Raw genomic sequence first — 11,918 nt, forward strand, 5'->3', positions numbered from 1 at the left:
AAAGTGTGTTTTGAGAACTCAATTATTTTCGCAATAACCTCTCGGTTATTACTATCAGCTTTCCAAATTTTTAAAGAACAAGCATCGCCGCTCGGACGTGCCACTCGCTCTAACAAGAACAAGTTATCTGTGTGAACACTCAAAAGGTACACGGATGTACCGAATGTCGAAAATGCAGGAGCATTTTTCGACCAAGTATYAAATCATCGTATAGGTAAGGAGGTGATCCAGCCCCAGGTTCCCCTAGGGCTACCTTGTTACGACTTCACCCCAGTCATGAACCACACCGTGGTAAACGCCCTCCCGAAGGTTAAGCTATCTACTTCTGGTGCAGCCCACTCCCATGGTGTGACGGGCGGTGTGTACAAGGCCCGGGAACGTATTCACCGTAGCATTCTGATCTACGATTACTAGCGATTCCGACTTCATGGAGTCGAGTTGCAGACTCCAATCCGGACTACGACCGGCTTTGTGAGATTAGCTCCACCTCGCGGCTTCGCAACCCTCTGTACCGACCATTGTAGCACGTGTGTAGCCCTACTCGTAAGGGCCATGATGACTTGACGTCGTCCCCACCTTCCTCCGGTTTATCACCGGCAGTCTCCCTAAAGTTCCCGGCATGACCCGCTGGCAAGTAAGGATAAGGGTTGCGCTCGTTGCGGGACTTAACCCAACATTTCACAACACGAGCTGACGACAGCCATGCAGCACCTGTCTCAGAGTTCCCGAAGGCACCAATYCATCTCTGRAAAGTTCTCTGGATGTCAAGAGTAGGTAAGGTTCTTCGCGTTGCATCGAATTAAACCACATGCTCCACCGCTTGTGCGGGCCCCCGTCAATTCATTTGAGTTTTAACCTTGCGGCCGTACTCCCCAGGCGGTCTACTTAATGCGTTAGCTTGAGAACCCAGTGTTCAAGACACCAAATTCCGAGTAGACATCGTTTACGGCGTGGACTACCAGGGTATCTAATCCTGTTTGCTCCCCACGCTTTCGTACCTGAGCGTCAGTCTTTGTCCAGGGGGCCGCCTTCGCCACCGGTATTCCTTCAGATCTCTACGCATTTCACCGCTACACCTGAAATTCTACCCCCCTCTACAAGACTCTAGTTGACCAGTTCGAAATGCAGTTCCCAGGTTAAGCCCGGGGCTTTCACATCTCGCTTAATCAACCGCCTGCGTACGCTTTACGCCCAGTAATTCCGATTAACGCTTGCACCCCTCGTATTACCGCGGCTGCTGGCACGAAGTTAGCCGGTGCTTCTTCTGCGAGTAACGTCACAGCTAACGGGTATTAACCGTTAACCTTTCCTCCTCGCTGAAAGTGCTTTACAACCCGAAGGCCTTCTTCACACACGCGGCATGGCTGCATCAGGCTTGCGCCCATTGTGCAATATTCCCCACTGCTGCCTCCCGTAGGAGTCTGGGCCGTGTCTCAGTCCCAGTGTGGCTGATCATCCTCTCAGAACAGCTAGGGATCGTCGCCTAGGTGAGCCATTACCTCACCTACTAGCTAATCCCACCTAGGTACATCCAATCGCGAAAGGCCCGAAGGTCCCCTTCTTTCCCCCGTAGGGCGTATGCGGTATTAGCAGTCGTTTCCAACTGTTATCCCCCTCGACTGGGCAGTTCCCTAGGCATTACTCACCCGTCCGCCGCTCGTCATCTTCAAAAGCAAGCTTTTGAAATGTTACCGCTCGACTTGCATGTGTTAGGCCTGCCGCCAGCGTTCAATCTGAGCCATGATCAAACTCTTCAATTAAAAGTTTTTCTGCTCCACTCTTTATTCAAAAGGAAGCGACTCAATGAATTCTGATTCATTGCTATGGACTCTCACTATCTCTAGTAAAGAATTGCATTGAGATTTAAATCGTTTTTGATTAACTCAATACCTGTGAGTGTCCACACAGATTTCTTGTTTTATCTTGTTAAAGAACGTTCGCCTCATACTGGAGTCCAGCGGGCTAGGGCTGCGTATTCTACGCTTCTCCCTGTCGGCGTCAAGCGCTTTTTTCAAAAGATTTTTAAGTGGTTAATTACTGCGCTATCGCGCTGTAACCACCGGCTTAGAAACTTGAACCGCTTGTTACCTTGACTCGACCAGCTTGCCTACTCGCTTCGCTAAGTAGCGCCGTTTGCCGTGTCAGTGGGAGCGCATTATAGGGAGCCAAATCTTTTGTGCAAGGGCTTTTTATAAAAAAAAGATCGCATGCCGTTCTTTTAGGCAATAGCGATCTTTTTCGTTTAAATTACGGACAAAAGTGCCGTCTTTTACGGTTTTTTGACCTCTGACGCAATAAAACTCTCGATCAATTTCACCGCCTTATCATCATCCCAATCAACAAAAGTTCTGACGAAGGCGATCAACTCGCCCTGTTGATTGAGAATAAAGGTCGCCGGAATCGTATCTAGAGGGAAGACCTCACCCAGCTGCTGCTGAGGATCATAGTAGGTCTCGAACTTATCCATACCCAGAGAGGCCAAGAAGGGTTCGACCTTCTCCTTGCCGTTCATATCGATCGAAATCGGCAGGACGCGAAACTGTTTAGGATCGAACTTGCCTTTGAAGCGATCGATAGCCGGCAGCTCACGCACACATGGGGGACACCAGGTGGCCCACATGTTCACCATCACCACCTGGCCACGATACTGGCTAAAGTCGATCGACTTACCCTGGGCATCTTTAAATGGCACAGGCTCGATCGGATAGGCCTTTGGCAGCACGTTGATTAGATCGACACTCGACTGCACCTCACCGCCCTGCTTCTTTTGCATACCGGGATAGGCATGCACACTGGCGGCGTATCCGCCTAAGGCAAGGGTTGCCGATAGCAACGCCGTGGCTAACTTTGACTTCATTTATCGTCTCGCTTGAGCAATCTATCCAACTCGGCTTGCTCTTCGGCGCTGATCTCCTGGTCGACGGCATTGCTGATACGCTGCTGTCTAACGAAGATAAAGCCGATCACTAAGCCCACCAGCAATAAGGCAATTGGACCTAACCATAGTATGTAAGTCTTGGCTTCCATACGTGGCTTATAGAGTACGAACTCACCGTAACGGCTAGTCATGAACTCGATGATCTCATCGTCACCCTTACCGGCATCGACCATTTGATAAACTTCGAGACGCAGATCTTGCGCCACTGGCGAGTTGGAATCGATCAGGTTCTGGTTTTGACACTGAGGACAACGCAGCGAGTGAGCCAGTTCCAGCGCTCGCTTCTGGTTATCTACCGACTTAAACTCATAAGTATCCACCGGGGTGGCCATCACAGCGCCAACCAGGGAGAAAGATAACAGTAATGCGGTAATAAACCCGACTAAGGTCTTCATTAAGATGCTCCCTCAGCTTTAGCCTGTGCCTGTAACTCTTGAATCATAGGATAGAGTGTCTCTTTCCAGACACGCATATCGATAGGACCGGCATAACGGAAACGAATGATACCGTTATGGTCCACCAGATAACTCTCGGGGGCACCGTAAACACCGAGATCCAGACCTAAACGTCCGTCGTGGTCGAAGATGTTCTTGGTATAAGGATCCCCTTCGCGGCTAAGCTCACGGATAGCCATCGCACGCTCATCACGATAGTTGATGCCATAGATAGGCAAAATGTTTTGTCTGGCCAAACGCATCAGATAGGGATGCTCATACTTACATGAAGGACACCAGGTGGCCCACACGTTCAGCAGTGAGACCTGCCCCTTGATGCTTTCATTGGTAATGATCTCATTGGCATCTTCTAGCTTTTGCAGCTGGAAAGCCGGTATCGGCTTTCCTTCTAATGCAGAGTCCAGCTGCTGTGGATTCAGGAAGAGTCCCTTATAGAGGAACACTCCCATCACCAAAAACAAAATCAAAGGAATAAAGAGTACTAGCCTTTTCTTCATACTTGCCCCAATTCAAGTTATGCGGTTGCTAATTTTGCTTGTTTGGCTTTTTCGCCGGCGCTTTCGGTCGCCTTGGCTCTGCGGTAACGCTTATCCGATGCCGCGAACAGACCACCGACCATCATAAAGATGCTTCCGAACCATAACCAACGCACGAATGGCTTATAGTTCAGACGTACGGCAAACTCGGTACGGCTGATAGGATCGCCCATGGTGATATAGAGATCGCGGAACAGTCCCCAATCGATACCAGCCTCTGTCATATCCATGGTACGTACGTTGTACTGACGACGATCAGGCTTAAGCAGCGTGATGAACTCACCATCTTTAGTTACTTCGACCTGCCCCTGCTGGGCGGTATAGTTAGGGCCGACAACATTCTTGGTCTCGATATAATGGAAGCTATAACCCGCCAGCTCCTGGGTAATGCCAGGGCCCATGCGAACACTCTTCTCGATCGAGTAGTTAGAGACCATAGTGGCACCAACCACAGAGACGGCGATACCTAGGTGCGCGATGATCATACCTAACTGGCTGCGCCCCATACGCGCCAGGCTTAGGCCATCTTTAGACTGCATGATGTCGTAGGCGGCGCGCAGGGTTGAAACCGTCACCCATACCGCAAGACCGATACCAAACATCACCCAAGCATTAAACTTGCCATCGACAAGGAAAGGTGTCGCGACACCTATCACGGCGGAGACGATAGCAGGCACCATCAGCTTAGCCTTAAGTTCACCGGCCTTGGCACGCTTCCAGCGGATGCTAGGACCTATGCCCATGAAGGCAAATAGTACGAGTGCGATCGGTACGAATACCGCGTTGAAGTATGGTGGGCCTACAGAGATCTTACCCATGTTCAGGGCATCGATCAGCAGCGGGTAAAGCGTACCCAGCAATACAGTACCACAGGCTACGGTAAGCAAGATGTTACCGACCAAGAGCATGGTCTCTTTTGACATCAGCTCGAAGCGCGCCGGGCTCTTCATATCGCTAGCACGGAAGGCAAACAGGGTCAGTGAGCCACCGATGGCGAGGCCTAGTAACAAGAGAATGAACATACCACGGCTTGGATCCGCCGCGAATGAATGTACCGAAGTCAGTACCCCTGAGCGCACGATAAAGGTACCCAAGAGACTCAATGAGAATGCGAAGATAGACAGCAATACCGTCCAGTTACGGAAGGTTGCACGCTTCTCGGTCACGATGACTGAGTGCAGCAAGGCGGTACCGATCAACCAAGGCATGAATGAGGCGTTCTCGACGGGATCCCAGAACCACCAGCCACCCCAGCCGAGTTCGTAATACGCCCACCAAGAACCGAGAGAGATACCGCCAGTGAGGAAGATCCAGGCAGCCAGTGTCCAAGGACGGCTCCAGCGTGCCCAGGCTGAATCCAGACGTCCGCCCATGAGCGCGGCAATGGCGAAGGCAAAGCTCACCGAGAAACCAACATAACCCAGGTACAACATAGGTGGATGGAATATCAATCCAACATCCTGCAGCATAGGGTTAAGATCGCGTCCCTCCATTGGGATTGGGAATAGACGCTCGAATGGGCTCGATGTCAGCAGCATGAAGAGAGAGAAGCCTATCACTATCATGGCGAGAATAGAGAGTACACGCGCGGTGAAGACCTCTTCGAGCCCCTTACTAAAGAAGGCAACCGCAGCGGTCCAGACAGATAAGGCGAATACCCAGAAGAGCAATGAACCTTCGTGACCACCCCATACCGCCGCTATCTTGAAGAAGATCGGCAGCTGAGAATTTGAGTGGTGTGCAACATAGGCGACAGAGAAATCGTCGACGGCAAAACTATAACCTAGGACGATGACAGAAAGAGCGATAAAGAAAAACATGCCGTAACTCAACGGCCAGGCATAACGCACCAGATATTGATCTTTGCGAGCAACACCGATTAAGGGAACGCTGGCCAATAGAAAGGCAAATGCCAATCCTATTATCAACGAAAAGTGACCTAATTCAGGGATCATGGGGTTTCCTCAGTCCTATATGAGAACTAGTCGAAGCATTAGCCTCTCCTAATTCACCAGAGTTTGCAATTCACACTACTCAAGGTACAAAATTTGAGTCATTTTAGTATTTGCTATTGTATCTGTCTGCCTCTTTCGCACAATTCTGGGTGACCTGTCTCATTCTTGCGAACAGAAACGCAGGGTTACAATTGTTATAAACTGACAGATTTTATGCTCTGACCCTTGTTTGAAACTTAAGTTTCAGCCAATTTTTGAAAATAGAATCGAACTGTGAACCAGTGCAAAAGTATCAGTATTTAACGGCTTGAATCCCTTATATTACTGTTCAATGAATAATCTTTACGTATAATCTGATCCCTATATCGCGCGGCATCCCCCGCATTCCTGCAACTAATGTGAAAAAGAAATAATGACCACACTCTGGATTTTTATTGCGCTTTTTGTATTAGTCAGCCTAGTGCTGATTTGGTTTCCACACTTCCGCCAGCAAAAGATGTTAAAGGCCGAAGAAGCCGGTGTGCGTAGGGCCACCAACCTCGAACTCTTTGACAATCGCCTGGCGACGCTAGAGAAGGAACTCGAGGATGAGCTGCTGGATCAAGATGAGTTTAACGCGCTAAAGAAAGAGCTCGAGATCAGTTTGCTACAGGACATGAAGCAGGGCGAAGATGAATCCTTGGTCGGTCAGATAAAGCCTAAGAGCCTGCTCTGGCCAACCCTGATGTCTGTCGTCGTCATAGGCGTTTCAGGCTACTTCTATGCCAACCTAGGCGCCTATGCCAACCTGGACAAGGCCGTGCCCGACAACCCACACGCAGGTATGGATGCCGCCCAGATCATGACGCAGCGCATTCAGATGATGGAATCACAGCTGCAGGCCGAGCCGGAAAACAGCCAACTACTATTTAGCTTGGGCCATGCCTATATCAGCGCCAACCGTTATGACGATGCGGTAAAAGCATTCGACAAGGCGATGGAGCTAGTAGGTACCCACGCCGAACTGCTTGGGCCTAAGGCGACGGCCATGTACTACAAGGCAAACCAGAGAATCACTCCTGCGGTACAGGCTATTATCGACCAGTCACTGGCTTCAGATCCTGAAGACCCATCTACCCTACTCCTCGTCGGTATGGATGCCTTCTTCAGCGCCCAATATAAGAAGGCCATCGATGCTTGGCAGATCATTCTCGACAGCGACAGAAGCGATGTGGATCGCAGCGCGATCATCAACGCCATCGAGAGCGCCAAGATGAGAATGCAGGCAGAGACCGGCGAGATGCCTAACGACGCGACACATCAGCAGGCCGCCACTACAGGTAAGACAGTTACCATAGATGTCTCTATCGCACCTGAGCTGGCAGAGAATGTCAGCAGTAGCGACATGCTATTTATCTTTGCCCGTAACACCCAGGGCCCTAAGGTTCCGCTAGCGGCAACTAAGGTATCTGCAAAATCACTGCCTGTATCTATCACCTTAGATGACAGCACTGGCATGGGTGGCGATATCAAGCTGAGCGACGCCAAGCAGGTTGAGGTGATCGCCGTGCTTTCTAAACATGGGTCGGTTAAGGCACAACCTGGCGATCTGCAGGGTCGTCTGGAATCTATGGATGTGGGCGCAACCGCCAAGCTGGTGATTGATACCCTGGTACAATAATCCTGGTTCAGTCATGAACAGAAAAGCCGGCATTTAGCCGGCTTTTTTATTGCTCCCCTGCTTTATTTCAAGCATCACTTTTTAATGCGACCTACCGAGAAGCATGCATAAAAAAACCGACCACAAGGTCGGCTTTTATCAACGAAGTCAAATTACTTAGACATGAACTCGATAGCGTTCTTGTAATCTTCGTCGGTACAATCTGTGCACATACCACCTGGTGGCATAGCGTTCAGACCAGTCTTAACACTACCTACTAGTGCGTCTAGGCCTTTCGCTAAACGAGGCTCCCATGCAGCTGCATCATGAGCTTTAGGTGCACCGGCGACACCCATACTGTGGCATACATGGCATGCCTTGTTATATACAGCTTCACCTTCCTGTGCAAAAGTGTTTGCAGACAAGGTCAATGCAGCCACTGCAGACAATGCTAACAGTTTTTTCATGTTCAATGTTCCTAATGCAAATATTAACAGAGCTCTATGCCACCCTAAACTGGGGCTGACTTATTATATAGCGGCACTAGGATACATCAAACTTCAATAAATCTCACCTTTTTGTGATTAATATCAGAATTTGACAGCTCAACATGTTATAGGTGCCCGTGTTACCTGATACATTAGCAATTGTTGAAAAAGTTCAATCTTGATGAGGAAAAGGTTTTACTTTTTGGAAGCATATCAAATTGCTGACACTAATCAGAGAGCAAGACTAAACCCCTCAAAGGGATTATGTTAATATCGCTTATGTTTACATCAGGCTTGAGATAGAGGGTTCAGTGGTAGAAGAAAAAACAGCAACAACACTGGTATCAGCCGATAACTTGACTTGTATCCGCGAAGAGCGAATTCTCTTCGACGAGCTGAGCTTTGATATCCAAGCAGGTGAGATCGTTCAAATCGAAGGCCCCAATGGTGCGGGTAAAACCAGCCTACTGAGGATCCTTGCCGGCCTGTCACGCCCCTATGCGGGTGAGGCCAAGTACAAAGGCACCGACATTACTCGCTGCCGCGACGAATACAATGACGATCTTTTGTATCTGGGCCACCTTGCAGGTGTAAAGAGCGAGTTAACCGCCGAAGAGAATCTTAACTTCAATTTAAGAATCAGCGGGTATGATGATTTCGAAACCAACCAGATCCTCGCCAAGGTAAACCTGTCTGGATTTGAAGAAGCCTTGGCCGGCCATTTGTCGGCGGGTCAGCATCGTCGTACCGCCTTAGCCAGACTCTGGCATACCAACTGTAAGGTCTGGCTACTGGACGAACCATTTACTGCAATCGATAAGAAAGGCGTCGAAGAATTGGAACACCTATTTTTACAACATGCTCAAAACGGCGGCTGTGTCATCATGACTACCCACCAGGACATGAGCATTATCGGTGACGATATTCTCCGTAAGATTCGCCTCGATTACCGCTTTATTTAAAGGTGCAGTGAATGAATAAAGGTATCAGTTTCACCCAAGCGTTTTTCACCCTACTTAAGCGCGATCTAAAGATTGCGATTCGTCACAAGGGTGACATCTTTAACCCCTTACTGTTTTTTATCCTGGTCGTCACCCTCTTCCCGTTAGGTATTGGCCCTGAGCCACAGGTACTGACTCGCGTGGCACCAGGCATCATCTGGGTAGCCGCCCTGTTAGCCTCTATGCTGTCGCTCGAGCGTCTGTTTAAGGCAGACTTTGCCGATGGCAGCCTGGAACAGATGCTGCTTAGCCCACAGCCGTTGTCACTCATGGTATTGGCCAAGGTGCTGGCCCACTGGTTATTGACGGGTGTGCCATTGATCTTGGTTGCTCCGCTGCTGGCCGTGCTGCTGCATCTGGAAGCCAACAGCTATGGCGCACTGATGGCGACTCTCGCACTGGGCACCCCGGTACTGAGTTTACTGGGTGCTATTGGTGTCGCACTGACCGTGGGTCTGCGTAAAGGCGGCGTTCTGCTGAGTCTGTTGATCCTGCCGCTCTATATACCGGTTCTAATTTTCGCAACCAGCGCCATCGACGCCGCTGGTCTAAATCTACCCTACAGCGGCCATCTCGCTATCATAGGCGCTATGCTGGTCGGTTCGTTAATATTGGCACCTTTTGCAATTGGTGCCTCACTAAGAGTGAGTACTAACTAATATGTGGAAATGGCTACATTCTTACGCAGACCCTCAAAAAGCCTATAACCTATCCGGCAGGCTATTGCCTTGGTTTGCGACCCTTGCAATCGGGTTTATTGGTGTGGGTTCAATCTGGGGTCTGTTGTTTGCACCGGTAGATTACCAACAGGGTGACAGTTACCGCATCATCTTCATCCACGTACCCGCAGCTTCTATGTCGATGTCTGCATACATGGCCATGGCCACCTCGGCCTTCATCGGACTGGTATGGCAGATCAAGTCAGCCGACTGGGCCGCTGCTGCCATCGCGCCCATTGGCGCCGTCGTCACCTTTATAGCACTTATCACGGGTGCCGCCTGGGGTAAGCCTATGTGGGGCACTTGGTGGGTATGGGATGCTCGCCTGACCTCAGAACTGGTACTACTATTCCTCTACCTGGGCGTCATCTCTCTATACGCCTCGTTTGAGGATAAGGTACTCGCCGCTCGCGCCGCAGGTATTCTGGCTATCGTGGGTGTGATTAACATTCCTATCATCAAGTACTCGGTAGAATGGTGGAACTCGCTACACCAGCCAGCCACCATTAAGATTACCGAAAAGTCATCTATGGCGCCTGAGATGTTATATCCACTGTTGATCAACATCTTCGGTTTCGGCCTGATGATAGGTGCTATCACGCTTATTCGTTTCAGAGCCGAGATCCTTGCCAGAAACGGTATGCGTCCCTGGGTGAGGGAACTCGCGCAAGCTGAAGGAGTCAAATAATGCAGTTCGATTCATTAGCAGAATTTTTTAACATGGGTGGCTACGCCTTTTATGTGTGGCTATCTTACGGCATAACCGCCTTCGCACTAGGCACCTTGATCGTGGTGAGCCTGCGCCAGAAGCGCAAGATCCTCACCGAGATATCGAAGAAGATGCAACGCGAAGAACGCCTCAAAGCCAACCGGAGTAAAGAACAGTGAACGCCAGACGTAAGAAAAGACTCGCCTTAGCAACCGCCCTAATTGGTGGCGTCGCCGCCATCGCGTCCTTGCTACTCTATGCGCTCAACTCGAACTTGAACCTTTTCTATACCCCAACAGAAATCGTTCACGGTAAGAAAGACACAGGTGTTAAACCTGAAATCGGCCAACGTATCCGTGTCGGTGGCATGGTTACCGTAGGTTCCCTGGTGCGCGATCCCGATAGCCTGCACGTCGAGTTCGCCGTACACGATGCCGCCGGTGGCGAGGTCATGGTGACCTACGACGATCTACTGCCTGACCTCTTCCGTGAAGGCCAGGGTATCGTTGCTCAGGGTGTGTTGATTGAAGGTGGTAAGTTAGAAGCAACTGAAGTCTTGGCTAAGCATGACGAAAACTACATGCCACCAGAAGTTGCCGAAGCCATGGGTCAGACCCATGAGAAACTCGATTACAACTCAACACAGAAATCCGGTTACTAAAACCAGACATCGAATACCTAAAGGCCTCTTTTGAGGCCTTTTTTATTGCCTGTTTTCTACGTTGGCGCAAAATCGTCTATAACTATGTAAAAGACTTTGGGGCGAAATAATTTAGGGAATCCCGTCCATGCGCATACTTGCCTGTCTCTTGCTATTCTGGGTCTGCCTGCCCGTATCGGCCAGCAAGCTGATGTTCATTCACAGCTATCATGAAGGCTACCCCTGGGTGCAGGACTATCGTCGAGCAGTAATAGAAAACCTCAGTGAGCCCAGCGAGTTGACGGAGATCTACCTCGACTCCAAGCGACTACCTCGCGACACCTATGTCAAACGCGCTGAAGAAGCCTGGGATGCGGTTAAACGCCATAAGGCACCCTACTGTTACAACCAAATTGTGACCAATAGCGTGAATTAACTTTAATAACAACCTAATAGACTTTACGCCCGTAATTTACTTATTATCACTCTAATTTGAGAAAAATGAGCAATATCGAGCTTAACTTTCACACTTTTTGTAATGACTCGACTCGCAATAAAAACACCAATAGCTATTTACAATAACATCAAGCTAGGGAAACTGCGAACAAGTCCTGCAATTTAGGTATCGAGCGAGGTTTTGAGCGGCCCGCCTGATTTTTGAACGCTAAGTGTTCAATTTTGGCCAACATACTGCCGTTTTACGCCGAATTTCGACCTAATTCCAGGCTGTTCCCGGATTTCAGACAGATCTTGGCTGTCGTCGTAACATCTGGTCTACTTTAAACAGGTTCGCCAAGGTGAATAGCATGGCTAACTGTGAGTCATTTTTCGTCAGCCC

The 11,918-nt window shown here is 49.7% G+C and carries 12 protein-coding genes and 1 rRNA gene; 7 read left to right on the plus strand and 6 right to left on the minus strand.

The features are described 5' to 3' along the window. Positions 1 to 215: 215 nt before the first annotated feature. From L1D47_RS19000 to nrfE, 5 genes are all read right to left on the minus strand, one after another. Positions 216 to 1,760, minus strand: a 16S ribosomal RNA gene (locus L1D47_RS19000). A 509-nt stretch (positions 1,761 to 2,269) separates the two neighbouring features. Further along, a complete protein-coding gene (locus L1D47_RS19005) occupies positions 2,270 to 2,857 on the minus strand; it encodes a TlpA disulfide reductase family protein (protein ID WP_041510720.1) in 588 nt (195 codons plus the stop codon). Further along, positions 2,854 to 3,333 (minus strand): heme lyase NrfEFG subunit NrfF, encoded by a 480-nt coding sequence (gene nrfF, locus L1D47_RS19010; RefSeq protein ID WP_239854147.1) that lies wholly within the window; start codon positions 3,331 to 3,333, stop codon positions 2,854 to 2,856. The genes L1D47_RS19005 and nrfF overlap by 4 nt, the downstream gene beginning before the upstream one ends. Continuing rightward, positions 3,333 to 3,890, minus strand: coding sequence for a DsbE family thiol:disulfide interchange protein (locus L1D47_RS19015; RefSeq protein WP_041510722.1), 558 nt, complete (start codon positions 3,888 to 3,890; stop codon positions 3,333 to 3,335). The genes nrfF and L1D47_RS19015 overlap by 1 nt, the downstream gene beginning before the upstream one ends. Before the next feature lie 17 nt (positions 3,891 to 3,907). Beyond that, on the minus strand, positions 3,908 to 5,884 hold the full coding sequence (nrfE, locus tag L1D47_RS19020; protein WP_239854149.1) for a heme lyase NrfEFG subunit NrfE: 1,977 nt from the start codon (positions 5,882 to 5,884) through the stop codon (positions 3,908 to 3,910). 412 nt (positions 5,885 to 6,296) lie between these two features. Here nrfE and ccmI point away from each other — a divergent pair, with 412 nt between their 5' ends. Next, positions 6,297 to 7,544, plus strand: coding sequence for a c-type cytochrome biogenesis protein CcmI (gene ccmI / locus L1D47_RS19025; protein WP_239886400.1), 1,248 nt, complete (start codon positions 6,297 to 6,299; stop codon positions 7,542 to 7,544). A gap of 152 nt (positions 7,545 to 7,696) precedes the next feature. Here the strand turns inward: ccmI and L1D47_RS19030 are convergent, their stop codons facing one another. Beyond that, complete coding sequence (locus tag L1D47_RS19030; protein WP_041510725.1) at positions 7,697 to 7,990, minus strand: c-type cytochrome; 294 nt, start codon at positions 7,988 to 7,990, stop codon at positions 7,697 to 7,699. 332 nt (positions 7,991 to 8,322) lie between these two features. Between L1D47_RS19030 and ccmA the strand changes: the two genes are divergently transcribed. From ccmA to L1D47_RS19060, 6 genes are all read left to right on the plus strand, one after another. Beyond that, positions 8,323 to 8,973, plus strand: coding sequence for a cytochrome c biogenesis heme-transporting ATPase CcmA (gene ccmA / locus L1D47_RS19035; RefSeq protein WP_160798914.1), 651 nt, complete (start codon positions 8,323 to 8,325; stop codon positions 8,971 to 8,973). 11 nt (positions 8,974 to 8,984) lie between these two features. After that, positions 8,985 to 9,671: a heme exporter protein CcmB gene (gene ccmB, locus L1D47_RS19040; RefSeq protein ID WP_041510727.1), complete on the plus strand. Its 687-nt coding sequence runs from the start codon at positions 8,985 to 8,987 to the stop codon at positions 9,669 to 9,671. 1 nt (position 9,672) lies between these two features. Continuing rightward, positions 9,673 to 10,419, plus strand: coding sequence for a heme ABC transporter permease (locus tag L1D47_RS19045; protein WP_041510728.1), 747 nt, complete (start codon positions 9,673 to 9,675; stop codon positions 10,417 to 10,419). Further along, positions 10,419 to 10,619 (plus strand): heme exporter protein CcmD, encoded by a 201-nt coding sequence (gene ccmD, locus L1D47_RS19050; RefSeq protein ID WP_041510729.1) that lies wholly within the window; start codon positions 10,419 to 10,421, stop codon positions 10,617 to 10,619. The genes L1D47_RS19045 and ccmD overlap by 1 nt, the downstream gene beginning before the upstream one ends. Then, a complete protein-coding gene (ccmE, locus tag L1D47_RS19055; RefSeq protein WP_041510730.1) occupies positions 10,616 to 11,101 on the plus strand; it encodes a cytochrome c maturation protein CcmE in 486 nt (161 codons plus the stop codon). The genes ccmD and ccmE overlap by 4 nt, the downstream gene beginning before the upstream one ends. A 127-nt stretch (positions 11,102 to 11,228) precedes the next feature. After that, positions 11,229 to 11,516 carry a hypothetical protein gene (locus L1D47_RS19060; protein WP_239886401.1) on the plus strand — a complete coding sequence of 96 codons (288 nt, stop codon included), beginning with the start codon at positions 11,229 to 11,231 and terminating at the stop codon, positions 11,514 to 11,516. Positions 11,517 to 11,918: the final 402 nt, after the last annotated feature.

Origin of the sequence: Shewanella sp. Isolate7, assembly GCF_022398425.1 — a bacterium.
Taxonomy (GTDB): Bacteria; Pseudomonadota; Gammaproteobacteria; order Enterobacterales; family Shewanellaceae; genus Shewanella.